This is a genomic window from Streptomyces subrutilus, from assembly GCF_001746425.1.
GTDB classification, from domain to species: Bacteria; Actinomycetota; Actinomycetes; order Streptomycetales; family Streptomycetaceae; genus Streptomyces; species Streptomyces subrutilus_A.
The window spans coordinates 6,423,835-6,448,125 of record NZ_MEHK01000001.1 but is presented as its reverse complement, the minus strand read 5'-3'; the positions used below and the strand labels follow the sequence as shown (position 1 = coordinate 6,448,125).

The window sequence follows — 24,291 nt, the reverse complement described above, 5'->3', positions numbered from 1 at the left end:
GGGAACGGAGGGCTGGTCAGGCCCGTGACGGTGCCGGGTAGGCTGAGAGCGCAGCTGGTTCGCCCCGTCCGCCAGGCGGGATGCGTCGTAAGAGGGAACCCGGTGGGAATCCGGGACTGCCCCGCAGCGGTGAGCGGGAACGACCGCCGTCATAAGCACTGGAACCGGAACCGGTCCCGGGAAGCGACGGCCATTAGGTGCCCGCCGGGAGACCGGCAGGCGTGTCCGCGAGTCCGAAGACCTGCCACTGCCCGCATGCCTGAACGTCATGCGGGGCGCCGAAGAAGACTCTCCGGCGCCTTTCTGCCGCGACTCGCGAAGGAGAGTTGACGTGGCCGACCAGACCGCTGCCACCGTGAGGTGCGTCGCCAAGAACCCGGGCGATTCCCGGGTGGCGCTCGACGCCCCGGGCCCCACCACGGAAGTGGCCACCGCGAGACCGACCTTCGTCGCGATCGACACCGAGGGCGAGCCGCGTCCCGTCCCCGCCCTCGACGGCTCCGGGGCGCTCTCCTCGTAAACGAAGGGCCCCGAGCCCGACGGCCGTTCGGCCCCACGGCCCGCCAAGGCCCGGGGTCGTGGGCGGACATGCCCGGTCGTCCCGGGCCCGCCGGCACGAGCCGTCGTACGCGCCGCCCGTGCGCCCCTTCGCGCCTTCCTCGCCTTCAGCTGTCCGACGCATCCGACCCCTCCGCGGTGAGAGGACCACCCGTGCCCCGCATCCACCCGAAATTCCTGCTGTCCGCCCTCGCCACAGCCCTGTTGCTATCGGGCTGCGGCGGCGCCGCCACGCCCTCCGCCGCACCGGAGGCGGGTGCGAGCGCCAAGGGGTTTCCGCTCACGGTCGACAACTGCGGCGTGACCACCACCTATCAGCGCCCCCCGCAGCGCGCGGTCTCGCTCAACCAGCACGCCACCGAGGTCATGCTGGCCCTCGGCCTGGAGAAGTCGATGGTGGGCACGGGCTACCTCGACGACAAGATCCTCCCCGACTACCAGGCCGCCTACGGCAGCGTGAAGGTCCTCTCCGAGGAGTACCCCTCCTTCGAGGCGCTCCTGGAGGCCGAGCCCGACTTCGTCTACGGCGGGTGGAAGTCCACCTTCGACGAGAAGGAGGGCCGCAGCCGGGCCGCCTTCACCAAGGCCGGGATCAACACCCACCTCAACACCGAGGAGTGCCCCACCGGCCCGGTGAACGCCGCCTCCATGGACGAGGAGATCCGCACCCTCGGCAAGATCTTCGGTGTGCCCGAGCGGGCCGAGGAGCGGCTGGCGGCCCTGCACGCCACCCTCGACAAGGTCGAGGCCCAACTCGCCGGCGTCACCCCGGTCAGGCTCTTCGTGTACGACAGCGGCGACAAGACGGCCTTCACCGCGGGCGGCAAGGGCATCGGCAACGACATGATGCGGCGGGCCGGCGGGGAGAACCTCTTCGCCGATCTGGACAAGGCCTTCGGCGACGTCTCGTTCGAACAGGTCGCCCAGCGCGCCCCCGAGGCCGTCGTCATCTACGACTACGGCGACCAGTCCGTCGAGGACAAGAAGAAGTTCCTGCTGGCCCATCCGGCGCTGAAGGACGTGCCCGCGATCAGGAACCAGCGGTTCGCGGTGCTGCCCCTGTCCTCCACGGTGCTCGGCGTGCGGATGCCCGCGGCCGTCGAGTCGCTGGCGAAGCAGCTCCACCCCGGCCGGGTCCGGTGAACGAGGTGCAGGCCCCGGCGGCCGAGGCGGCGGGCCCCCGCGAGGAGGGCCCGCCGCCCGCCGCCGGGCGCCGCCCCGGGATGCCGTACGGCCTGGTGCTGACCTTCCTGGGCCTCCTCGTGGCCGGCGCCGCGACGGCCGGCATCGCGGCGGGCTCCATCAGCGTGCCCGCCGACCAGGTGTGGAGCATCCTGCTGCACCGCGTGCACCCGGCCCTCGCCGAGCCCACGTGGACCCCGGTGCGCGAGACGATCGTCGTCGACGTCCGCCTTCCCCGGGTGCTGCTGGCCGGCGTGGTCGGGGCGGGTCTGTCGGTGGCCGGGATGGCGCTCCAGGCGCTGGTCCGCAACCCCCTGGCCGACCCGATGCTGCTGGGCGTGTCCTCGGGTGCGTCGGTCGGCGCGGTGCTCGTCCTGGTCCTGAACCTGACCTTCTTCGGACTGTTCACCCTCCCCGTCGCGGCCTTCTGCGGGGCCCTCGCCGCCCTGGTCGCCGTCTACTTCCTGGCCCGCTCGGGCGGCCGGATGACGACGGTACGGCTGGTACTGGCGGGGGTGGCCACGGCCGAGGTGCTGTCGGCGGTGGCCAGCTTCCTGGTCGTCACCTCGAACGACCCGCACAAGACGCAGTCCGCACTGCGCTGGATGCTCGGCGGGCTGGCCGGCACCACGTGGACCACCGTGTGGATCCCGGTGGGCGCCGTGCTGCTCGGTACGGCCGTCCTGCTGGGCGTGTGCCGTCCGCTCAACCTCCTGCTGGCCGGGGAGGAGGCAGCCGCGGCCCTGGGACTGGACGTGCACCGGTTCCGCGGCGCCCTGTTCACGCTGGTCGCCCTGATGATCGGCACGATCGTCGCGGTCAGCGGGCAGATCGGGTTCGTCGGACTGATCATGCCGCACGTGGTACGGCTGCTGGTGGGCGCCGACCACCGGCGCGCGCTGCCCGCCGCGGCCCTCCTGGGAGCCGCCTTCCTGATCACCGCCGATCTGGCCGCGCGCACCCTGATGAGCCCGGAGGAGATTCCCGTCGGCATCCTCACCGCCCTGGTCGGCGGACCCTTCTTCCTCTGGCTGATGCGACGGAAGGCCGCCCGATGACACACCCGACCCTGCCGACCGATCAGAGCGGTCCCACCGACCCGGCGCACCGGCCGGCCGGTGCGCCCGGCCGTCTCGACGCCGAGGACGTCAGCGTCGTCGTGAACGGCAAAGCCCTCGTCCACGAGGCGTCGCTGCACGTGGCACCCGGCGAGGTGATGGGCCTGGTCGGCCCCAACGGGGCCGGCAAGTCCACCCTGCTGCGCACCTTCTACCGGGCGCTGCGCCCCACGTCGGGCCGGGTCCTGCTCGACGGCGAGGACGTCTGGCGCATGCCCGGCAAACGGCTCGCCAGGCGTCTCGCGGCGGTGCTCCAGGAAACCTCCGGGGACTTCGAGCTGACGGTGTACGACGTGGTCGCCATGGGCCGCACCCCGCACAAGCGGGCCTTCGCCGGTGACGACGCCGACGACCGGGGCATCATCACGCGGTCGCTGGCGGAGCTCCACGTCGAGGCCCTCGCCCACGCGCCGTTCGACCGCCTGTCGGGCGGCGAGAAACAGCGGGTGCTGATCGCCCGGGCCCTCGCCCAGCGCACGGGCGCCATGGTCCTGGACGAGCCGACCAACCACCTGGACCTGCGCCACCAGCTCGACGCCCTGCGGCTGGTGCGGGAGCTCGGCGTCACGGCCGTGGTCGCCCTGCACGACCTGAACCTCGCCGCGGCCTTCTGCGACCGGATCTGCGTCATGGCCGGCGGTCGCGTCGTCGCCACCGGAAGGCCCGAGGAGGTCCTCACGGCCCCGCTGCTGTCGGAGGTGTACGAGGTCGAGGCGGAGGTCATCGAGCATCCCCGCACCGGGGTGCCCTTCGTGAGCGTCCTGCCCGGCCGGGAACGGCCTACCGTCGGCGGGGCGCCCCGGGCGGCTCGATAAGGCCTGCGGAGGCGGGTTACGCGGGCGGCGGGCGGCTCGGCCCCGGCGGCCGTGCAGAGCTCCTCCGCCGACGCAGGTTCGAACAGGCATGCGAATCAAAGTGCGCGTTCCGAAGTGATGTGCCAGCTTGGAGCGAGTGGGGGCCACTTCCCCGAAAGGGTGAAATCCGATGAATCGTGTTCTGTCAGCCGCGGTCAGCACTGTCTCCGCGCTGGTCCTGTCCGCCGGCGGCGCCTCCGCCGCCCTGGCGGCGGGACCCACGGACGACCCGACCGCGGCCGCCGCGGAGCTGTGCACCAACCTGAACGAACTCAAGTCCGACAACGCCAAGTTGAGGGCTCTGAATCCGGCCAATGCCACCAAGGAGCAGATCCAGGAGGCGTACTCGGACGTCCAGGACGACTGGTCGGACGTGGCGGACTCCACCGCCACCTGGGAGACGGCCCGCAAGGACGCCGTGAAGACGGCGGCCGACGACCTGAAGACCGCGTACGAGGCCCTGCCGGGCGACACCACCGGCCGGGACGCGGTGACCGCGCTGAAGCCGCACACCGAGAAGCTCGAAACCGCCGTCACCGAGGCCCGCTCCAGCCTGAACTGCAGCTAGGAACCACACCCCGGCGGCGGCCGGTGCGCTGCGGGGCGGGGCGTCCACGACGTGGCCGCCCCGCCCCGCCCACGCTTGACCGCCGTGGCCCCAGCCACTACTTTGCGTGGCACCGACCCCGACCACCGAAGGAGGCGACCAGCAGATGTCCACCTGCTCTGACCTGGCTCGCCTCGCCCACTGCACGGTGTGGGTCCCGGGCCGGATCGCACACGGCTGCTGACCCGCCGTTCTGACGTGCCGTTCGTGGCACGTTCCGCGTTTCTCCGCCACCCTCTCCTGGCACGTCCCTGTCGCGTGCCGTTTTGCGCCCGCTCCTTCCCCGTGGCGCGCCTGAACACAGAAAGCTGCCTGAAAAATTGGCGAACATGATGAACCGACCCGTCACGCTCCGAAACGAAGGCCTGTAATGGCAGCGGCGAGGATCACGGTCAACGGAAGAGAAACACCGATCTCCCCGGCTGCGCCCCACACCACCACGCTGGACTTCCTCCGCGAGCGCGGCCTCACCGGCACCAAGGAGGGCTGTGCCGAGGGTGAATGCGGCGCCTGTGCGGTCCTGGTGGCCCGCCCCGGAGTGAACAAGCCCACCGACTGGGTGGCGGTCAACGCCTGCCTGGTCCCCGTCGCGGCGCTCGACGGCCAGGAGGTCGTCACCTCCGAAGGCTTCGCCACCCCCGGCGAACCCGGCACTCCGCCCACCCTGCACCCGGTGCAGCAGGAGATGGCGGTCCGCGGCGGTTCCCAATGCGGCTACTGCACCCCCGGGTTCATCTGCAGCATGGCCGCCGAGTACTACCGCCCCGACCGCTGCGCGCACACGGACGCCGACTCGGACTCCGGCACGGCGGACGGCGCCGACGCCGAGCACGGCCCGAACGGCTTCGACCTGCACGCGCTGAGCGGGAACCTGTGCCGCTGCACCGGGTACCGCCCGATTCGCGATGCCGCGTTCGCCGTCGGCACGCCCACCGACGAGGACCCGCTCGCACGCCGGCGCGAGCAGTCCCCGCCCGCGCCGGCCGCCACCGCGTACACCCGGGACGACAGCGCATTCCTGCGCAGGAGCACCCTGGCCGAGACGCTGCGGCTGCTGCGCGAGCGGCCCGACGCCGTGGTGGTCGCCGGCTCCACCGACTGGGGAGTGGAGGTCAACATCCGTTCCCGCCGGGCGCGTTGCGTGGTCGCCGTCGACCGGCTGCCCGAACTGCGGGAGCTGCACATGGCCTCTGACCACATCGAGATCGGGGCGGCGCTGACGCTCACCGAGATCGAACGCCGCCTCGACGGCGAAGTCCCGCTGCTGGCCGAGCTGTTCCCGCAGTTCGCGTCGCGGCTGATCCGCAACGGCGCCACCCTCGGCGGCAACCTGGGCACCGGCTCCCCCATCGGTGACAGCGCGCCCGCCCTGCTCGCGCTGGAGGCATCGGTGGTGCTCGCCGACGCCGACGGAGAGCGCGAGGTCCCCCTCCGCGACTACTTCACCGGCTACCGGCAGAGCGTGCGCCGTCCCGGCGAGCTGATCCGCGCGGTGCGCATCCCGCTGCCGACGGCGCCGGTCGCGGCCTTCCACAAGATCGCCAAGCGGCGCTTCGACGACATCTCCAGCGTCGCGGTCGCCTTCGCGCTCGACATCGAGGACGGGATCGTCCGCACGGCGCGCATCGGTCTGGGCGGCGTGGCCGCCACCCCGGTCCGCGCCCTGGCCACCGAGGCCGCCCTGGAGGGCAGGCCGTGGGCGGCGCAGACCGTCGAGGCCGCGGCCCTGGTCCTGCGGACCGAGGGCACGCCGATGGACGACCACCGCGCCAGCGCCGGCTACCGCTGCGCGATGCTCGGCCAGAGCCTGCTGAAGCTGCACGCGCACACCACCGAGGCGGTCTCGTCATGAGCCATCTGTCCGCACGCCCCGAGAACCCCGCCGTCGGTGTCTCCGTGCCGCACGAGAGCGCGTCCCTGCACGTCACCGGCGCGGCGCTCTACACCGACGACCTGGTCCACCGCACCAAGGACGTCCTGCACGCCCACCCCGTCCAGGTCATGAAGGCCCACGGCACGATCACCGCGCTGCGCACCGGGCCCGCGCTCGCCGTGCCCGGCGTGGTCCGCGTACTGACGGGTGCCGACGTACCCGGCGTCAACGATGCCGGGATGAAGCACGACGAGCCGCTCTTCCCCGACGAGGTCATGTTCCACGGCCACGCCGTCGCCTGGGTGCTCGCCGAGACCCTGGAGGCGGCCCGGCTCGGCGCGGCGGCCGTCGAGGTGGAACTCGACGAGAAGCCGTCCCTGGTCACGCTGCGGGAGGCGATGGCGGCGAACAGTTTCCACGGTGCCCGGCCCGTGATGCTGGCCGGCGACGTCGACGCCGGATTCGCCGACTCCGCACACGTGTTCACCGGCGAGTTCCAGTTCGCCGACCAGGAGCACTTCTACCTCGAGACGCACGCGGCGCTGGCCCACGTCGACGAGAACGGGCAGATGTTCGTCCAGAGCAGCACCCAGCACCCCTCGGAGACGCAGGAGATCGTGGCGCACGTGCTCGGCCTGCACAGCCACGAGGTGACCGTGCAGTGCCTGCGGATGGGCGGCGGCTTCGGCGGCAAGGAGATGCAGCCGCACGGGTTCGCGGCCGTCGCCGCGCTCGGCGCCCTGCTGACCGGCCGGCCGGTCCGGGTACGGCTCAACCGGACCCAGGACCTGACCATGTCGGGCAAGCGCCACGGGTTCCACGCCACATGGAAGATCGGCTTCGACACCGAGGGCCGCATCCAGGCCCTGGACGCCACCCTGACCGCGGACGGCGGCTGGAGCCTGGACCTGTCCGAGCCGGTCGTGGCCCGCGCGCTGTGCCACATCGACAACACCTACTGGATCCCCCACGCCCGTGTCGCCGGCCGCATCGCCAGGACCAACAAGGTCTCCAACACCGCCTTCCGCGGCTTCGGCGGACCGCAGGGCATGCTGGTGATCGAGGACATCATGGGCCGGTGCGCACCGCTGCTCGGCCTGGATCCGATGGAGCTGCGCGCACGCAACTTCTACCGGCAGGGCCAGACGACGCCCTACGGACAGCCGGTCGCCCACCCCGAACGGATCGCCACCGTCTGGCAGCAGGTCCAGGACGACGCCGCCATCGCCGACCGCAAGCGCGAGATCGCCGCGTTCAACGCCGCGCACCCGCACACCAAGCGGGGGCTCGCGCTCACCGGGATCAAGTTCGGCATCTCGTTCAACCTCACCGCCTTCAACCAGGCCGGCGCCCTGGTGCTGGTCTACAAGGACGGCTCCGTCCTGATCAACCACGGCGGCACCGAGATGGGGCAGGGCCTGCACACGAAGATGCTGCAGGTGGCCGCGACCACCCTCGGCATTCCGCTGCACAAGGTGCGGCTGGCCCCCACGCGCACCGACAAGGTGCCCAACACCTCCGCCACCGCGGCCAGTGCCGGGGCGGACCTCAACGGCGCCGCGGTGAAGAACGCCTGCGAGCAGATCCGCGAGCGGCTGCTCCAGGTGGCCGGCACCCGGCTCGGGGCGAACGCCTCGGACGTGCGCCTCGTGGAGGGCGTCGCGCGCGTCCTCGGCGGCGACGAGGAGCTGGCCTGGGACGACCTGGTGCGCACCGCGTACTTCCAGCGGGTCCAGCTGTCGGCGGCCGGCTTCTACCGGACCGAGGGACTGCACTGGGACGCGAAGGCCTTCCAGGGCTCCCCGTTCAAGTACTTCTCCTACGGCGCCGCCGCGGCCGAGGTGGAGGTGGACGGCTTCACCGGCGCGTACCGGATCCGGCGGGTGGACATCGTGCACGACGTCGGCGACAGCCTCTCCCCGATGATCGACATCGGCCAGGTCGAGGGCGGCTTCGTGCAGGGCGCCGGGTGGCTGACGCTCGAGGACCTGCGGTGGGACTCCGGCGACGGGCCGGACCGCGGCCGGCTGCTGACCCAGGCGGCGAGCACCTACAAGCTGCCGAGCTTCTCGGAGATGCCCGAGGAGTTCAACGTCAGGCTGCTGGAGAACGCCACCGAGGAGGGCGCGGTCTACGGGTCGAAGGCGGTGGGCGAGCCTCCGCTGATGCTGGCGTTCTCGGTGCGCGAGGCGCTGCGGCAGGCCGCCGCCGCGTTCGGGCCGAGCGGGGTCAGTGTGGAGCTGGCCTCGCCCGCGACGCCGGAGGCGGTGTACTGGGCGATCGAGGCGGCGCGCCAGGGCGCTGCCTCCCGGGCGGGCGAGGTCCGCGCCGGGGCGCGAGCGCTGAGCGGTGCCTGACATGACGTGGGTCGCGGCGGTCGCGCGGTTGCGGGCCCGGCGGGAGGCCGGCGTGCTGGTGACCGTCGCGACCGTGCGCGGCCACGCCCCGCGCGACGCCGGCGCGAAACTCGTTGTCGGGCGGACCGAGACGTGGGGCTCGATCGGCGGCGGCAATGTCGAGGCCGTCGCGATCGACCGGGCCCGGGAGATGATCGCCGCGGCCAACCCGGAGCCGCCGGAGCTGATCGATTTCGCCCTGACCGACAAGGTGGCCAACCGGCACGGTGTGCAGTGCTGCGGCGGCACGGTCTCGGTGCTGCTCGAAGCGCTGCCGGTGGTGCCGGCGGTGGCGATCTTCGGTGTGGGGCACGTCGGACTGGAGCTGGCGCGCGTCCTGGCACGTCAGGACCTCGACCTCCATCTGATCGACACCCGGGCGGACGTCCTCGCCGAGCAGCGGCTCGGCGTGCTGGCCGACGCGGTGGCGCAGGTGCGCGTCCATCACACGCCGCTGCTGCCCGAGGAGGTGCTGGAGGAGCTGCCGCGCGGCACCCACGTCCTGATCATGACCCATGACCACGCCGAGGACGCCGCGCTCTGCGACGCCGCCCTGCGCACGACCCACCTGGGCTCCATCGGGCTGATCGGGTCGGCGGCCAAGTGGGTGCGGTTCCGCAAGCGCCTCGCCGGCGAGGGCGGCCACGACGAGGCGGCCCTCGCCCGGATCAAGACCCCGATCGGACTGGCCGACCTCACCGGCAAGGAACCCGCGACCATCGCCGTGAGCGTCGCCGCCGATGTGCTGCGCACCCTCGAGGCCGGGGCGTACTGACGCCCCGGCCCGGGCGTCAGTACGCCCCGGCCGGCAAGGCGGCGGAAGGCGCCCGGCACCCGTGCGCGCGCACAGCAGGTGCGCGGGACACTGTGACTGACGCCTGAAGCGGTACCGGATGGAGCAGCGCCTCTGGCTCTCGTTCCGGACATCGCCCAGCATGAGGACAGCGGGACCGGCGGACGAGATGGGCACGCATGCGCGCCATGGAGAGCAACCAGGACTATCCCTTCGCTGTCACCAACACGGCCGCGGCACTGCTGGACGGCGCCGGGACGATCACCGCCTGGACACCGGCGGCCGAAGCCCTCCTGGAGCGCCGGCCCGCGGACGTGTGCGGCCGGCCGGCACGGGACCTCCTGGCCGACCCGGGCAGCTGGGAGGCGGTGCTCGCCCAGGGCGGGCGCGGCGGGCAGCGGGAGGGGTGGGAGGGCCGGGCCACGCTGCGGCACGGCTCGGGACGGGAACTGGCGGTCGGCTTCCGCGTCATCCCGCTGGTCCACGGCCCGCACGGGGGCGCGGCCCGCTGCCTCGTGCTCGGCGCCCCCTTGGAGCTGGTCGCCCGCTGGCGGCAGGACCACGCCTTCACCCATGAACTGTTCCTGCAGGGGCGCGTGGGCCTGGCCGTCTTCGACGCGGACCTGCGCCTGCTGCGGACGAACACGCACCTGCTGCCGTACACCGGGGTGCCCGTCGACCTGAACGGCCGGCGCCTGGCCGACTTCCTGTGGGCCGAGGACGCGGGGATCATCGAGGACCGACTGCGGGAGGTCCTGCGCAGCGGGAACCCCCTGATCGGCTTCAACACCACCACGCGCACCCTGGACGACCCGAGGGGCGGCCGGGTCGTGACCGTCCAGGCGTTCCGGCTGCAGGAGCCCGACGGGCATCCGATGGGCGTGGCGACGGTGTTCACCGACGTCACCGACCACGAGCGCTCGCGCGGGCGCCTGGACCTGCTCTACCGGGCGACCGGCGCGCTGGGCGGTTCGCTGTCGGTGCTCCGCACCGTCGAGGACCTGGTCGGGGTCCTGGCGCCCTCGTTCGGCGACTGCGCCGCGGTGGATCTGGCGGATACCGTCCTGACCGGCGGTGAACCTCCCGCCGAGGGGCACCACGCGGCGCCCCTGGTCCGGATGGCCGTCGCCGGAGCGGACGCGGACGCGCTGGGGACCGGTACGGCCCACTTCGCGGATCCTCTCGCCGCGGCCGTGTCCCGCCCGGCCGCGACCGGGTCGGATGTCGCGGGGCCGGGCGTGGCCGGGCCGGGCGAGCCCGGGCCGGCGGGGCCCAGGACGCGGGAGTGCCGGGGTGAGCTGGTCACCGGCCTCGACACGCGGCCCGCGGGGCCCGGCGGCGACGCGGCCCCGGAGTGGGCCGCCGCCCTCCCGGGCGCGCATTCGGCGATGACGGCGCCGCTGTGCGCCCGCGGCATCCGGTTCGGCATGCTCACGCTCTGGCGCACCGGGGACACCGCCCCGCTGGAGGAGGACGACCTGGCGCTCCTGGAGGAGATCGCCGCCCGGGCGGCCGTCGCCGTGGACAACGCGCGGCGGTACACCAAGGAGCGCCGCACCGCCGTGGGCCTGCAGCGCAGCCTGCTGCCGCCGGCCACCGCGGAAACGCCCGCGCTGGAAGCCGCCGGCCTCTACCTGCCCGCCGACTCCGACAGCGGCGTGGGGGGCGACTGGTTCGACGTCATCCCCCTGTCCTCGGCCCGCGTCGCCCTGGTGGTCGGGGACGTCGCCGGCCACGGCCTGCACGCCACGGCCATGATGGGCCGCCTGCGCAGCGCCGTACGCGCGATGGCGGACCTGGAACTGGAACCCGAGGAACTGCTGGCGCACGTGGACGACATGGTCCTGCAGGTCGTCGCCGAGGCCGAGAGCGACGACTCGGAGGACGGTGACGCGGGCCCGCCCGTGCCCGGCGGGCCGGTCGGAGCCACCTGCCTGTACGCCGTCTACGACCCGGTCACCCGGCACTGCGTCATGGCGAGCGCCGGACACCCGCCGCCGGCCGTGGTCGGCCCGGACGGGACCGTGGAGTACGTGGACCTGAGCCCGGGCCCGCCCCTGGGGGTCGGCGGCTGGCCCTTCGAGCCGGTCGAACGCGAACTGCCGGCGGGCAGCGTCCTCGCCCTGTACACCGACGGCCTGATCGAGCGCGGAGAGGGCGACATCGACGAGGGCATGCAGGACCTGGCCGACCGGCTGCTGCGCGCGGACGTACTCGGCCGGCCGCTGCGCCAGGCCCGGCACGACATCGTGGAGGGGATGCCGCCGGGCCGGCTGAGGGACGACGTCACCCTGCTGCTGGCCCGTACCCGGGTGGTGGACGCCGACGCCCTCGCGACGTGGCAGCTCGACACCGAGCCGGCGGTCGTGGGCGACGCCCGCCATCTCGTCCTGGACCAGCTGACCGCCTGGGACCTCGACGAGCTCGCCTTCAGCACCGAGCTCATCGTCAGCGAGCTGGTCACCAACGCCATCCGCCACGCCGGTGGCCCGGTCCGGCTCCGGCTGATCCGGACGGACACCCTGACCTGCGAGGTCTCCGACTCCAGCAACACCCAGCCGAGGATGCGGCGGGCGCGGAACTCGGAGGAGGGCGGCCGCGGCCTGTACATCGTCGCGCAGCTCTCGCACCGCTGGGGCAGCCGCTACACCGTGGGGGGCAAGACCGTCTGGTCCGAGCAGAGCCTGCCCCCCGCCTGAGGGTCCGGCCCGCGGCTTGCGGGGCGGTGGGCCCTGCCGCATAGTCCGAGGTATGGACGCGCGCGAGGCGGCGCTCCGACAGGCACAGGGCCATGCCGTCCGCTGGCTGGCGAGCCTGCACGACCGCCGGGTTCCCGCCCGCGCTTCGGTCGACGAGATCGTGCGCGCGCTCGGTGCGGACCTGCCCGACGCTCCCAGCCCGCCCGCCGACGTCGTCGACCTGCTCGCCGCGGCCTGCGAGCCGGGCCTCACCGCCTTTCCCGGCGGCCGCTTCTACGGCTTCGTGGTCGGGGGCGCCGAACCGGCCGCCCTCGCCGCGGACTGGCTGGTCAGCGCCTGGGACCAGAACTGCGTGATGCGCGCCGCCTCGCCGGCCTGCGCGGCGGTGGAGGAGGTGGCCGGCGCGTGGCTGCTGGACCTGCTCGGCCTGCCGGACGCCGGCGCCGTCGGCTTCACCACGGGCGCCACGATGGCCAACTTCACCTGCCTCGCCGCCGGGCGGGACGCGGTGCTGCGGCGCGTCGGCTGGGACGTCGCCCGCGACGGGCTCACCGGCGGGCCGGGCGTACGCGTCATCGCGGGCGAGGACCGCCACATGGCCGTCGACCTGGCGCTGCGCTACCTGGGTCTGGGCCGGCCCGAGCTGGTGGCGGCGGACGGCCAGGGACGCATGGACCCGGCGGCCCTGCGCCGCGCCCTGGCGGCCGGCGGGCAGCGCCCCACGCTCGTGGTCCTGCAGGCCGGAGACATCCACTCCGGGGCCTTCGACCCCTTCACCGAAACGATCGGCGCCGCTCGCGAGGCGGACGCGTGGGTACACGTGGACGGCGCGTTCGGGCTGTGGGCGGCCGCGTCCCCGAGGTACGCGCACCTGACGGCGGGCTGCGCGGACGCCGACTCCTGGGCCACGGACGCCCACAAGACCCTGAACGTCCCGTACGACTGCGGCCTCGCCCTCGTGCGCGACCCGTCCGCGCTCCGGGCGGCGATGGGGCTGCGCGGCGACTACCTCATCCAGGACGAGCAGGGCGACCCCGTCGACAAGGTGCCGGAGCTCTCCCGGCGCGGCAGGGCCTTCACCGTGTGGGCGGCGCTCAGGTCGCTGGGCCGGTCGGGCGTGGCCGAGCTCGTCGAGCGGCTGTGCCGGCACGCCGCCGCGTTCGCCGCCGGCCTCGCCGGGACGGAGGGCGCGACCGTCCTCAACGACGTGGTGTTCACCCAGGTCTGCGCCGAGTTCGGCGACGACGGGCGCACGGAACGGGTGCTCGCCCGGCTGCTCGACGACGGCACGGCGTGGATCAGCGGCTCCACGTGGCGCGGGCGGCGCGTCATGCGCGTCTCGGTCAGCAACTGGTCGACGACCGACGAGGACGTGGCGCGCACCCTCGCGGCGATCCGGCGCGCGGCCGCCGGCGCCTGACGCCCGCCGAACCCGTCACCGCCCGGGGAGGTCGCCGTGCGCGTCGGCGATGGTCCTGCGGGCGCAGTGCCGGACGACCGAGGCGAGGTCGCCCTGCGACCGCAGCAGGTCCCGCTGGACGCGCGCTCCGTTGCCGTGCTCCAGGAGGCGGGCGATCCCGGCGCGGACGAGCTCCTCGTCGCCGGAGTCGGCCAGGGCGTCCGCGACGTGCCCGTACAGCGCTTCGAGCGCCTCTTCGGGGGAGGTCTCCCGGAGCGTGTGCGGGTGCAGCAGCGGGCCGTCGAGTCCGGACCGGCCCGCCTGCCAGGACGCCAGCCGGAGCAGGCCCGTGCTGACCCGCGCGGGGGGCTCGCCGGCCTGCCAGGCCCGGGCCGCGGTCTCCACCAGGCCCCGCACGAGGGCGGCGAGCAGGACGGGGGTGGACGCGTCGAGGCACACGTCCGCCACTCTGATCTCCACGGTGGGGTAGGAGGCGGACAGCCGTGCGTCGAACCAGAGCATCCCCCGGTCGCGGAGCACCCCCGAGTCCACCATGGCCCGGACCTCCGCGTGGTAGCGGTCCGCGGAGCCGAACACGTCCACCGGGCCGGCCGAGGGCAGCCTGTTCCACACCCGGCTCCGGTAGCTGCCGTAGAGGGTGTCCTCCCCCTGCCAGAACGGCGAGTTCGCGCTGATCGCGGTCAGTACGGGGAGCCAGGGCCGGATGCGGTCCAGTACGCCGACGCCCTCCTCGTCCGAATCGACGGACACGTGGACGTGGCAGCCGCAGGTCAGCTGCTCCTGGGCGGTCATGCCGAACTGCCGCGCCACCCACGCGTAGCGCCGCCCCGGGGACATCGAGGGCCGCACGGCCAGCGGGGAGGTGGCGACGGCGGCCACGGCCGCGCCGGCCACGGCGGCATGCCTGGCGGCCTCGGCGCGCCACCGGACGATCTCGTCCCGCAGCTCGCCCATCTCCGTCACCGGCTTGGTGGCGAACTCGACCTGCTCCTCCTTGAGCTCCGCCTCGAAGGTGTGGCCGGCCTCCTTCCCGTTCTCCTCGTCGGCCCCTCCGGCGGCCCGGTCCGCCGCGGCGAGCACGGCTCCCGCCACCGCCAGCGGCTCCCCGGTGTCCGTGTCCACCAGCAGCAGCTCTTCTTCGACTCCCACGCTTCGCATGCGACCGCCCATCATCATTTCGTCGTCCGTCCCGGGCCTACCCCCTGGATCCGCACCCACACGGGTCACACCACGATCGGGTCGCCCGGTCGGACGCATCGGGGCGTTTCGCGGGACGTGGCGCGGGCGGGGCGGCAGGCTGGCGCCATGGACCGCCGACAGATCAGCTCCCTCGCCCACACCGACCATCCCGTCGCCGCCCCGCTGAGCGACGCGTCCGTACGCTCCCTCCTCGACCGGGCCCTGCCGGGCACCGGCGCCCGGTTGCTCGACCTCGGGTGCGGATCGGGCACGTGGCTGACGCGCGCGCTGGCCGCCCGCCCGGACCTCCGTGCCGACGGCGTGGACAGCGACGCGCAGGCCGTCGCCGCCGCACGCCGCGCCGTGGAGGACGCGGGGCTCGCCGACCGGATCGCCTTCCACGCCCAGGACGCCGCGCACTTCGATTCCCCGCACCGGTACGGCCTGGTGCTGAGCATCGGTGCCGCGCACGCCTTCGGCGGCCTCCTGCCCACCCTGAAGGCCGCCGAAGGCCACCTCGCCCCGGGCGGCAGCGTCCTCCTCGGCGACGGCTTCTGGGAGCGTGAGCCGGGCCGCTCGATCCTCGACGCCGGATTCGCCGCCGATGACTACGAGGACCTCGCGACGACGGTCGACCGCGTCACGGCCGCCGGCTGGGTGCCGCTGCACGGGCACATCAGCACCCTCCAGGAGTGGGACGACTACGAGTGGTCCTGGACCGGCTCGCTCTCCCGCTGGGCCCTCGACCACCCGGAGCACCCGGACCACGCCCAGGCCCTGGAGACCGCGGCCGCACACCGCACGGCCTGGCTCCACGGCTACCGGGGCACGCTCGGCTTCGTCACCCTGCTCCTGCGCCGCGCGGACCGGGCCTAGGCCCGGTCCGCACGCGGTGGGCCCGTGGTCAGAGGCGGTGGAGGTGCCGCAGCACGGCGTGCGGCACGGCCATGTCGACCACGCTCGCGGACGCCGGGGCCGCCTCCGCGGCTCCGGCCGGGAGCACCAGGGTGGCCTCGAGGGCCGCTGCGAGGGCGGTGGCGGCCGATGTCGCCGCGAGGTGGCGGATGCCGCCCTCCGCGCCGTAGGCGATGCTCGACACCACCGGGATCCGGCCGCTGTCGAGGAACACGCGGAGCACCCCGGGATCGACCCGTACGTCCTGCCCCTCGCCCGCCTCCAGCGTGCGGCCGTCCTCGCCCGTGAGGCCGACCGCCAGCGTGGTGTGCTCGTTGAGGCTCTGCACCAGTCGCCGCTGCACGGAGCCGGCGACATGGGTGCGCAGCGCGGCCGGGCCCTCGTCCAGCCAGGCCGGGAGGTGAGGGCCGCCGTCGTGCACCACGACGGTGCGCACCCCGCTGTACCGCAGGAACCCGATGTCACCGCAGAACGCGTGCCGCAGCGCGTCGTCGGCGAGCACGTGGTGCCCGGCCACCACGACCACGGTCCGGCCGTGCAGCTCCCTGATCCGGGGCAGGACGGCGACGAGCGACGCGGCCGCGTCCCGGGCGGCCGGGCCGCGGTGTGCTTCCGGTGCCATGCCTCGGCTCAGCCGTCGGTCCGCTGGTAGAGCGTCCCGTCGCTCCAGATCCGGGCGACCCTGCCCCACTCGGCGGCGGACGCCACGTCGGGGAAGAAGCCGTGCCCGTTGAGGTTGGCGCTGGTGTTGCACAGCACGGGGACCCCGCTGAGCCGCCGGTAGGCGGACAGGACGGCGAAGAGCAGGTCGTCGTCCGCCGGGCCGACCGTCTGGAGGCGCGCGGTGCCGTCCAGGTGGATGACCGCGGGGATCCGGTCCACCCACTGCGCCCGGACCTCGTGGTCGAAGAGCATGTGCGGGTCCGGCGTGCCGGGCGCGAAGATCTCCGGTGCGTCGGCCTCCAGGCAGATGGGGGCGACGGGCCGGTAGGGTTCGCGGTCCTTGACCCGGTTCAGCTCGTCCTTCATCGACGCGCTGACCGGCGCCGCCAGGATGCTGCGGCCGCCGAGCGCGCGGGGGCCTAGTTCGGCCCGACCGTGCAGGACCACCACGGGCTCTCCGGTCTCGTGGAGGATCGCGGCGAGTTCCTCCGGGGCGCAGGCCGACGCCGACCAGCCGGCGGGCAGTTCGGGGGACGGCGTCAGCGCCGGGCCCAGCCTCGGGTTCCATTCGAGCGGTGCCAGGCCGCCCTGCTGCGCCCGGCCCAGTACGGCCGCGCCGATGGCGGAACCGGAGTCGTTGGGGAACGGCGGGACCCACACGTCACGGAAGTCCGGCGCCTCGCGCAGCGCGCTGTTCCACTTGATGTTGAGCGCGCAGCCGCCGGCGAAGCACAGGTTCCACGGGCCGTCTCCCTTGGCGGCGCGGACCTTGGCGGTGATCCGTTCGACGAGGAGGGCCTCGAAGAAGGCGTGCACGCTCGCCAGGACGTCCTCGTCGCCGGTCCCGTTCCGTGACGCCCGGGCGCGCACGGCGGAGAAGAACTCGTGGATGGGGGGCACGGACGGCTCGAAGAGACTGCCGTACCCGCCGACCGCCGCGCGGTACTCCACGGCGGCCGGCTCATCGCTCTCGAAGACCCGGTGGAACTCCTCCCGCAGCACCGTGAGGACGTCCTCGTCCACCCGGCCCAGCGCGATGTAGGCCATGAGCTTGCCGGCGACCGAGAGGTCGTCGACCGTGGGCGACTGGACGCGCTTGCGGAAGGGGCCGAAGTGGTGTCCCGCGATGGCGTACGCGTGGCCGATGAGGGGGAACAGCTCGCCCAGGTTCTCCACGCCGTCGCACGGGTCCGCCCAGTAGAGGCGGGGGAAGAGCCCGCCGTCCCAGACCAGGACGAAGGAGCCCTCGCCGCGCTGGGCGAAGGGGCTGGACGCGTAGGCGCTCGCCACGTGGCCCGCCGCGTGCGGGTAGCTGGTGTACGGGTAGGTCCGGCCGTCCATCGGGAACGTGCCCGAGACGCTGGGCGCGTCGAGCTTCGGGCATGCCGCCGACTCCCGGTAGGGACCGACCACGACCTCCGCGGGGGCGCCCTGGTCGAGGAGGGCGACCGTTCCGGAGACGTCTCCGTCCCAGCCGTCGATGACCCACTGGTCGACGTCGTCCGGCTTGTAGCCGAAGTCGGAGAGGACGCCGGGGATCAGGCTGAAGTCGGCGACGGTGCTGTAGCGCAGTCCGTTCCCCAGCTTCTCCATCTCGACGCTGAACACGAGCCGGTCGCCGTCGAGCAGGGCGACGGCTCCGTCATGGGTGAGTTTCAACCCGCAGGTTATCAACTGGGTCACTCCTTGGTCTGCTTGAGTCGGCACGCGGGCGTGCTTCGGTTTCCGGACTGCTCGGAGGTCAGGCTCAACCGGTAGAGGCTGGATTTGCGGCCCGGACGGAAAAGAGCGCGCCATTCGTCACGGGTCTCGTTCGCCGGGACTTCGGTGAATCCCAGTTGACCGAACCATTTCCCGCCGTGCCGGGTCAGGGCCAGCAGGGCGCTGCAACCCAGCCTTCTGGCGGTGCTCTCGGCCATGCCGACCAGGTCCCGGCCGATTCCCCTGCCCTGCCGGTCGGCCGCGATGCACAGGTTGTAGACGACGAGGCTGTCGCCGGCGGGCGCCACCCCGGCGCAGCCGACCAGCCGGTCCCCTTCGCAGGCGACCACGAAGTCCTGTGACCTGGCGGCGAGTTCGGCCTGCGCGCGGGCGACCAGCAGGCCCCGTTCGACGAAGGGGGCGGAGAGCAGCGCGATCTGCTCCGCGTCCTCGGGGCGTGCGGGTCTGGCGACGAGCACGTCCGGCGCGCTCCCGCTTCGGGAGGCGGTCAGCACGGACTCACGCACCCTGCGCACCACCCGGCGGGACGGGCGGGCTGCCGGCGAAGCCGAGGCCGAAGTGCTGCTCGACCGGCATGAGTTCGATCATGTTGACGTTGACGCGGGCGGGCTGCGCGAGGCACCAGGCCACCGCCTCGGCCACGTCGTCGGGGGTGAGCGGCTCGATGTCCCGGTAGAGCGCGTCGGCGCACTCCTCGTCGCCGCCGTAGCGGACCTTGGCGAATTCGGTCTTCGCCATCCCCGGTGCCACACAGCTCACCCGGACGCCGGTCCCCTGGAGGTCGACGCGCATGTTCAGTGACAGCTGGTGGACGAATGCCTTGGTGGCGGCATAGACGTTCCCGCCCATGTAGGGGTAGTTCGCGGCGATCGAGCCGATGTTCACCACATGTCCGGATCCGCGCGAGGCAAGCCGGGGAAGCACGAGGCCGCTGAGGTTCAGCAGGCCGGTGATATTCGTGTCGATCATTTCGCGCCAGGAATCGTGGCTGCCCGACTGGAGGGGGCCGAAACCCCTTGAGAGTCCGGCGTTGTTGACGAGCACCGAGATGTCGCGGAATTCCGCGGGCAGCTCGTCCAGGGCGAGGGCCAGCCCGTCCCGGTCGCGCACGTCGGCGACCAGCGGCAGGATCGCCCCCGTGGTGTCCTCGTCCGCCAAGAGCTTCAGGCGGTCCGCTCTGCGCGCCAGCGCGACCACGGAGTAGCCCTGCCGGCACAAGACCTGTGCGATTCTCCTGCCGAATCCCGATGACGCACCCGAGACCATGGCCACGCCGCGCTTTTCCTGCGCCATGCACACCCCCTCGGCCCCGTCGCGCTGTATCGCCACGAAACCTGTACGCGTTCATCCCGCGCCCCCGTCGGGGGCGGGGTTCTGGACACCTGCTCCGGCGGCATCGGGATCTCCTTGCCGCCGACCGGCCAGAGGTACGCCTCAATAGGTCGAAACACCCTGGCCGACAAGGCTCCAGACCGACCGACCTCTTACCCGTAAATTCCTGGCCAGTGAATCACGGGCCGAAGCGGTGATGGGGCTGCCTCCGTTTGGCTTCCAGCCGATCGGAAGCGGAATTCGAGGCAGACTCGACCGGGGTCATAAACCATGGCGCGGAAAAGCCCGTGGAAAGCCCTACGCGGCGCGGAAGACGGCAGGGAGAGGCGCGATTCACCCGTTGACATTCCAAGTCCATTCCGTGATAGGAATGTTGGCGACTAGGCAGGGGGTCGTGTATCACGAATCGAGTTCCACTCGAAGACCGGTACACGACGACCGTTCCGCCCACTCCTCATACCGCGTCCACCGTTGAAGCCGTTCCGGCCCGCCGGGCACGGACCGTTCGCGACGACCGCTGAACGCCACCTTCGACTGACAAGGGAAACAGTGTGCCTCCATTCAGAAGCGCCCCGTTCGCGTGGCCGTCTTAGGCCGGCCGCCGACGACCTGCGGGAGCGGCTGTGAACGGCGCGGCCGTGAAACCGGGACCCCTGGTCGAGTGGGACCCGCCGCACACCGCCCGGGCGATCCTGGTGTGCCTGCCCCACGCGGGCTCCGGTGCCTTTCAGTTCCGCCCGTGGCAGGAGCTGCTCGGCCCGGACATCGCGCTGCTGGCCGTCCAGCTGCCGGGCCGCGAGAGCCGCTGGCGCGAGGAGCCCGCGACCGGCATGGGGCAGGTGCTCGACGAGCTGGCGCCGGCGCTCGCCGCCCGGCTCGACCTGCCCTACGCCGTGTTCGGCCACAGCATGGGAGCCCTGGTGGGCTACGAACTCGCCCGCGCCATGGGCCGGGAGCACGGCCGGTGGCCCAGCGGGTTCGTCGCCTCGGCCTGCCGGGCCCCGGACGACCAGGGCGAGCCCGACGGCTCGCTTCGGCTGACCGACCAGGAGCTCGTCGCCGAACTGGTCGCGGACGGAGCCGTGCCCGCCGCCCTGGCCGCCAACAGCCGCCTGGCCGCGGCCGTGGCGCGACCCCTGCGCGGCGACATCGCCCTCTGCGACTCCTACACGCCGCCCGGCGAGGACCCGCTCCTGCCCTGCCCGGTCGGCGCGTGGCGCGGGCAGGACGACGCCGGAGTGACGGACGAGCACATCCGCAAGTGGCCCGCCTGGTCGTCCGCCGCCGCCACCGTGCGGACCTTCCCCGGAGACCACTTCTACCACCACGCCGATCCACGCCGCGTGACCGCTGAACTGAGGGCGTTCGTCCTCGGCCCGCTCCCGCCGCACAGCTGACCGGGGACGCTCCCGAGCCTCCCCCGAGCCCGAAGGAAATCGCATTGCCTCGCAACGATCCGCTGCCCGAGCTGGGAGATCCGGACCTCCGATCGCCCCGGCACTATCTTCGATGGCTGATCGGCAGGCAGTCGAGCACGCTGTTCCTCGGGGTGGTGTGGGGCTGTCTGTGGATGGCCAGCATGGGCCTGACCCCCTTCGCCATCGGCCGGGCCATCGACGCCATGGCGCAGAAGGACACCGACCGGCTGCTGGTGTGGACCGGCGTGATCGTCGGGCTCGCCCTGGTGACCACCGCCGGCAGCGTCCTGCGCCACCGCTGTGACACGATCGGCCGGCTCAAGGCCAACTACCTGACGTTCCGCCTCGTGGCCGCGCAGGCGGCGCGCCTGGGCGCGACCCTGCCCAAGCGGATCTCCGCGGGCGAGGTCGTGGCCGTCGGCACGGCCGACATCACCCGCATCGGCGCGCTGCCCGGCGCCCTCGCCCGCGGCATCGGCAGCGCGGTCACCGTCGTGCTCGTCGCCGTCGTCCTGCTCTCCACCTCGGTCACCCTCGGCCTGCTCGTCCTCATCGGCGTCCCCGTGCTCCTCGCGGGTACGGGCCCGCTGCTCAGCCCGCTGCACAAGCGGATCGGCAGCTACCGCGACCTGCAGGGCGACTTGACCAACCGGGCCGGCGACATCGTGTCCGGTCTGCGCGTGCTGCGCGGCATCGGCGGCGAGGCAGCGTTCGGCGAGCGCTACCGCAAGGACTCGCAGCGGCTGCGGGAAGCGGGCGTCCACGTGGCGAAGGTCGAATCGGTGCTGCCCGCCGCCGAGGTGCTGCTCCCCGGCATCTTCGTGGTGGCGGTCGTCTGGATCGGTGCGCGCCTGGCCGTCGGCGGCGGCCTCTCCGCCGGTGAGCTCGTCGCGGCCTATGGTTACGCCGCGTTCCTCATGCTGCCGATGCGCACGGCGACCTCGGCGGTGCAGTCGTTCGTCGGCGCCGACGTGGCCGCGCGGCGCGTCGTGCGGGTCCTGGCCCTCGAGCCCGACGCCGGCTCCGGCGAGGCACGGGCCGACCTCCCCGAGGCGCCCGGCCTGTACGACGCGGACTCGGGGCTGCGGGTCCGGCCGGGCCTGATGACCGCGATCGCCGCCTCCACTCCGGAGGAGGGCGCCGAGATCGCCGAACGGCTCGGGCGCTACGCTCCGGGTCAGGTGACCGTCGGCGACGTGCTCCTGGACTCGCTGCCGCTGGAGCAGGTGCGCGAGCTCGTCATGGTGACCCGCAACGACGACACCCTCTTCTCCGGTGTCCTGGCCGAGGACCTGGGCGGACGCTCGGACGAGGTACGCAACCAGGCCCTGCACGACGCCAACGCCGAGGACATCGTCGGGGCGCTGCCGGAGGGCCTGGACACCGTCGTCACCGAAGGGGGCTCGTCCTTCTCGGGCGGCCAGCAGCAGCGGCTCCGGCTCGCCCGCGCGCTCGCGGCGCGGCCTCCGGTCCTGGTCCTGGTGGATCCGACCAGTGCCGTGGACGCGCACACCGAATCGGTGATCGCCGAACGGCTCCGCACGTCCAGGGCGGAGCTCACGACCGTGGTCGTGAGCAACAGCCCGCTGCTGCTCGACCGGGCCGACGAGGTGGCCTTCGTGGAGGACGGCAAGGTCGTCGTGACCGGTACCCACCGTGAGCTCGCCACCGGTGCGTCCCCGTACGCCGCCGTTGTCATGCGGGAGGAGACGTGACCGTCACCGTCCCCCGCCTTTCCGACAGCCGCCTTCAGAGGAGTGCCCAGTGAGTCTTCCGGTAGCCGACGCGAAGACGGTACGCCGTCACGTACGGGGCCTGGTGCGCAGCCATACCGGCCTGCTGACCCGCACCGTGCTCTGGTTCGTCCTCGCCACCGTCTGCGGCCTGGTCGTGCCCGCCCTGCTGGGCCGTCTGGTCGGGGAGGTGGAGAAGGGCATCACCACCGACCAGGTGGACATCACCGTGGCGTTGATCGCCGGACTCCTCCTGCTCCAGGGCGTGTTCACCCGCACGGCCCGCCTCCAGGGGGCCCGGCTCGGTGAGCTGGTCCTGGCCGACATCCGCGAGGGGTTCGTACGGCGGGTCCTGACCCTGCCGCTGCGCACGGTGGAGAAGGCCGGGGCCGGCGACCTGCTGACCCGCAGCACCCGCGACGTGGACTCGCTGTCCAACGCCGTGCGCATGGGGGCCCCGTCCATCCTGGTGGCGAGCCTGTCGGTGGGGCTGACGCTGGTGGCGCTGGTCGTGACCAGCCCGATCATGGTCCTGCCCTGCCTCATCGCCGTGCCGCTCATCGTCTGGTCGACCCGCTGGTACCTCACCCGGGCCCGGGAGGCCTACCTGGCCGAGGCGGCCACCTATTCCGACCTCGCCCAGGGCCTGTCCGAGACGGTGACCGGCGCCCGCACCGTGGAGTCGCTGCACCGGTCCGGCCCGCGCATCCGCCGCACCGACGAGGACGTCGTACGGGCGAACGGCGCGGAGCGGCGCACGCTGTTCCTGCGCAGCGTCTGGTTCCCGCTGATGGACTTCGGCTACGTGCTGCCGGTCGCCGCCACGCTGCTGTTCGGCGGCCTGTTCTACATCGAGGGCTGGGTGAGCCTCGGCGAGGTGACCGCGGCGACCCTCTACACCCGGGCCGTGATCGACCCGCTGGACGAACTCCTCGGCTGGCTGGACGAGTTGCAGGTCGGCGACGCCTCGCTGGCCCGCCTGATCGGCGTCAAGGCCGAGGCCGGCCCGGAGAGCGGCTCCGGCCGCCGCCCCGAAGGCGACCGGCTGGCCGCTGAGGGCGTCGCCTACGCCTACCGGACCGGTCACGACGTGATCGAGGACGTCAGCCTCAGCGTCGGAGCCGGTGAGCGCATCGCCATCGTCGGCCCCTCGGGAGCGGGCAAGTCGACCCTCGGCCGCATCCTCGCGGGGATCCACGAGCCGCGCACCGGATCGGTGACGCTGGGCGGAGTGCCCGTTCACGAACTGCCGTTGGAGGAACTGCGCCGGCACGTCGCACTGGTCACGCAGGAACACCACGTGTTCCTCGGAACCGTGCGCGAGAACGTGGCACTGGCCGCGCCGGACGCCACGGACGAGCAGGTGACGGCGGCCCTGGCGGCCGTGGCCGCCGAGGACTGGGTCCGGGCCCTTCCCGCCGGTCTCGACACCGAGCTGGGCACCGAGGAGAACCCGGTGTCGCCCGGCCAGGCACAGCAACTGGCCCTGGCCCGGCTGGTCCTGGCCGATCCGCACACGCTGGTGCTCGACGAGGCCACCTCGCTGCTCGACCCGCGGGCCGCCCGCGACCTCGAGCGCTCCCTCGCCGGCGTGCTGCGCGGGCGCACCGTCATCGCCATCGCCCACCGGCTGCACACGGCCCATGACGCGGACCGGGTGGTCGTGATGGAGGCCGGCCGCATCACAGAGCAGGGAGCTCATGACGAGCTCGTCTCGGCGGGCGGCGCGTACGCCGGGCTGTGGGAGTCCTGGCACGGGCGCGGCGCCGCGGCCTCGCCGAAATCCCCTGCCCCTTCGCCTTCTTCGGACCAGCCCGCACACTGAGCGC

Annotated in this window: 19 protein-coding genes and 1 riboswitch; of the genes, 14 read left to right on the top strand and 5 right to left on the bottom strand. The window is 73.1% G+C overall.

Features of this window, described 5'->3' with window-relative positions; genetic code table 11:
- The first annotated feature begins 37 nt into the window (after positions 1 to 37).
- Positions 38 to 263: riboswitch (cobalamin riboswitch) on the top strand.
- Between the two features lie 68 nt (positions 264 to 331).
- The 10 genes from BGK67_RS39520 (at position 332) to BGK67_RS29430 (ending at position 13,500) form a co-directional block, all read left to right on the top strand.
- Entirely contained in the window at positions 332 to 520 is a 189-nt protein-coding gene (locus tag BGK67_RS39520; protein ID WP_069922924.1) for a hypothetical protein, read from the top strand.
- A 191-nt stretch (positions 521 to 711) separates the two neighbouring features.
- Positions 712 to 1,701 (top strand): ABC transporter substrate-binding protein, encoded by a 990-nt coding sequence (locus tag BGK67_RS29470; protein ID WP_069922923.1) that lies wholly within the window; start codon positions 712 to 714, stop codon positions 1,699 to 1,701.
- A gap of 80 nt (positions 1,702 to 1,781) precedes the next feature.
- Entirely contained in the window at positions 1,782 to 2,798 is a 1,017-nt protein-coding gene (locus BGK67_RS29465) for a FecCD family ABC transporter permease (RefSeq protein ID WP_069924197.1), read from the top strand.
- Positions 2,795 to 3,673 (top strand): ABC transporter ATP-binding protein, encoded by an 879-nt coding sequence (locus BGK67_RS29460; RefSeq protein ID WP_079154438.1) that lies wholly within the window; start codon positions 2,795 to 2,797, stop codon positions 3,671 to 3,673. Before BGK67_RS29465 ends, BGK67_RS29460 begins: the two co-directional genes overlap by 4 nt.
- 169 nt (positions 3,674 to 3,842) lie before the next feature.
- Positions 3,843 to 4,280, top strand: coding sequence for a hypothetical protein (locus tag BGK67_RS29455; protein ID WP_069922922.1), 438 nt, complete (start codon positions 3,843 to 3,845; stop codon positions 4,278 to 4,280).
- 409 nt (positions 4,281 to 4,689) lie between these two features.
- On the top strand, positions 4,690 to 6,171 hold the full coding sequence (locus BGK67_RS29450) for a xanthine dehydrogenase small subunit (protein ID WP_069922921.1): 1,482 nt from the start codon (positions 4,690 to 4,692) through the stop codon (positions 6,169 to 6,171).
- Complete coding sequence (gene xdhB / locus BGK67_RS29445; RefSeq protein WP_069922920.1) at positions 6,168 to 8,549, top strand: xanthine dehydrogenase molybdopterin binding subunit; 2,382 nt, start codon at positions 6,168 to 6,170, stop codon at positions 8,547 to 8,549. Before BGK67_RS29450 ends, xdhB begins: the two co-directional genes overlap by 4 nt.
- Before the next feature lies 1 nt (position 8,550).
- A complete protein-coding gene (gene xdhC / locus BGK67_RS29440) occupies positions 8,551 to 9,363 on the top strand; it encodes a xanthine dehydrogenase accessory protein XdhC (protein WP_107488884.1) in 813 nt (270 codons plus the stop codon).
- Positions 9,364 to 9,560: 197 nt separating this feature from the next.
- Positions 9,561 to 12,080, top strand: a complete 2,520-nt coding sequence (locus BGK67_RS29435) for a SpoIIE family protein phosphatase (RefSeq protein WP_069922918.1) — start codon at positions 9,561 to 9,563, stop codon at positions 12,078 to 12,080.
- A 52-nt stretch (positions 12,081 to 12,132) separates the two neighbouring features.
- Positions 12,133 to 13,500, top strand: coding sequence for a pyridoxal phosphate-dependent decarboxylase family protein (locus BGK67_RS29430; RefSeq protein ID WP_069922917.1), 1,368 nt, complete (start codon positions 12,133 to 12,135; stop codon positions 13,498 to 13,500).
- A 15-nt stretch (positions 13,501 to 13,515) separates the two neighbouring features.
- Here BGK67_RS29430 and BGK67_RS29425 read toward each other — a convergent pair whose 3' ends face one another.
- A complete protein-coding gene (locus BGK67_RS29425) occupies positions 13,516 to 14,658 on the bottom strand; it encodes a glutamate--cysteine ligase (protein WP_069924195.1) in 1,143 nt (380 codons plus the stop codon).
- Positions 14,659 to 14,805: 147 nt separating this feature from the next.
- Between BGK67_RS29425 and BGK67_RS29420 the strand changes: the two genes are divergently transcribed.
- The gene (locus BGK67_RS29420; protein ID WP_069922916.1) at positions 14,806 to 15,555 is read left to right on the top strand and encodes an SAM-dependent methyltransferase; all 750 of its coding nucleotides are present in this window, start codon (positions 14,806 to 14,808) and stop codon (positions 15,553 to 15,555) included.
- 28 nt (positions 15,556 to 15,583) lie between these two features.
- Here the strand turns inward: BGK67_RS29420 and BGK67_RS29415 are convergent, their stop codons facing one another.
- From BGK67_RS29415 to BGK67_RS29400, 4 genes are read right to left on the bottom strand one after another with little or no spacing between them, the layout of a single operon-like run.
- Positions 15,584 to 16,216, bottom strand: a complete 633-nt coding sequence (locus BGK67_RS29415) for an amino acid kinase family protein (protein WP_069922915.1) — start codon at positions 16,214 to 16,216, stop codon at positions 15,584 to 15,586.
- Between the two features lie 8 nt (positions 16,217 to 16,224).
- Positions 16,225 to 17,940, bottom strand: a complete 1,716-nt coding sequence (locus tag BGK67_RS29410) for a carbamoyltransferase N-terminal domain-containing protein (protein ID WP_244291351.1) — start codon at positions 17,938 to 17,940, stop codon at positions 16,225 to 16,227.
- Positions 17,937 to 18,485, bottom strand: coding sequence for a GNAT family N-acetyltransferase (locus BGK67_RS29405; RefSeq protein ID WP_069922913.1), 549 nt, complete (start codon positions 18,483 to 18,485; stop codon positions 17,937 to 17,939). The genes BGK67_RS29410 and BGK67_RS29405 overlap by 4 nt, the downstream gene beginning before the upstream one ends.
- Positions 18,478 to 19,272 (bottom strand): SDR family NAD(P)-dependent oxidoreductase, encoded by a 795-nt coding sequence (locus BGK67_RS29400; protein WP_069924194.1) that lies wholly within the window; start codon positions 19,270 to 19,272, stop codon positions 18,478 to 18,480. Before BGK67_RS29400 ends, BGK67_RS29405 begins: the two co-directional genes overlap by 8 nt.
- A 677-nt stretch (positions 19,273 to 19,949) precedes the next feature.
- On the opposite strand from BGK67_RS29400, the gene BGK67_RS29395 reads away from it, so the two are divergent.
- The 3 genes from BGK67_RS29395 to BGK67_RS29385 are packed head-to-tail and all read left to right on the top strand — an operon-like array spanning position 19,950 to position 24,287.
- Positions 19,950 to 20,708 carry a thioesterase II family protein gene (locus tag BGK67_RS29395; RefSeq protein ID WP_167739605.1) on the top strand — a complete coding sequence of 253 codons (759 nt, stop codon included), beginning with the start codon at positions 19,950 to 19,952 and terminating at the stop codon, positions 20,706 to 20,708.
- Positions 20,709 to 20,752: 44 nt separating this feature from the next.
- Positions 20,753 to 22,444, top strand: coding sequence for an ABC transporter transmembrane domain-containing protein (locus tag BGK67_RS29390; RefSeq protein WP_208948766.1), 1,692 nt, complete (start codon positions 20,753 to 20,755; stop codon positions 22,442 to 22,444).
- Positions 22,445 to 22,493: 49 nt separating this feature from the next.
- Entirely contained in the window at positions 22,494 to 24,287 is a 1,794-nt protein-coding gene (locus BGK67_RS29385) for an ABC transporter ATP-binding protein (RefSeq protein ID WP_069922911.1), read from the top strand.
- The last annotated feature ends 4 nt before the right edge of the window (positions 24,288 to 24,291 follow it).

Coding starts and splice junctions, on each gene's coding strand:
- xdhB (WP_069922920.1), top strand. CDS start 6,168: ATGAGCCATCTGTCCGCACGCCCCGAGAACCCCGCCGTCGGTGTCTCC.
- BGK67_RS29465 (WP_069924197.1), top strand. CDS start 1,782: ATGCCGTACGGCCTGGTGCTGACCTTCCTGGGCCTCCTCGTGGCCGGC.
- xdhC (WP_107488884.1), top strand. CDS start 8,551: ATGACGTGGGTCGCGGCGGTCGCGCGGTTGCGGGCCCGGCGGGAGGCC.
- BGK67_RS29420 (WP_069922916.1), top strand. CDS start 14,806: ATGGACCGCCGACAGATCAGCTCCCTCGCCCACACCGACCATCCCGTC.
- BGK67_RS29415 (WP_069922915.1), bottom strand. CDS start 16,216: ATGGCACCGGAAGCACACCGCGGCCCGGCCGCCCGGGACGCGGCCGCG.
- BGK67_RS29455 (WP_069922922.1), top strand. CDS start 3,843: ATGAATCGTGTTCTGTCAGCCGCGGTCAGCACTGTCTCCGCGCTGGTC.
- BGK67_RS29435 (WP_069922918.1), top strand. CDS start 9,561: ATGCGCGCCATGGAGAGCAACCAGGACTATCCCTTCGCTGTCACCAAC.
- BGK67_RS29425 (WP_069924195.1), bottom strand. CDS start 14,658: ATGCGAAGCGTGGGAGTCGAAGAAGAGCTGCTGCTGGTGGACACGGAC.
- BGK67_RS29450 (WP_069922921.1), top strand. CDS start 4,690: ATGGCAGCGGCGAGGATCACGGTCAACGGAAGAGAAACACCGATCTCC.
- BGK67_RS29400 (WP_069924194.1), bottom strand. CDS start 19,272: ATGGCGCAGGAAAAGCGCGGCGTGGCCATGGTCTCGGGTGCGTCATCG.
- BGK67_RS29460 (WP_079154438.1), top strand. CDS start 2,795: ATGACACACCCGACCCTGCCGACCGATCAGAGCGGTCCCACCGACCCG.
- BGK67_RS29430 (WP_069922917.1), top strand. CDS start 12,133: ATGGACGCGCGCGAGGCGGCGCTCCGACAGGCACAGGGCCATGCCGTC.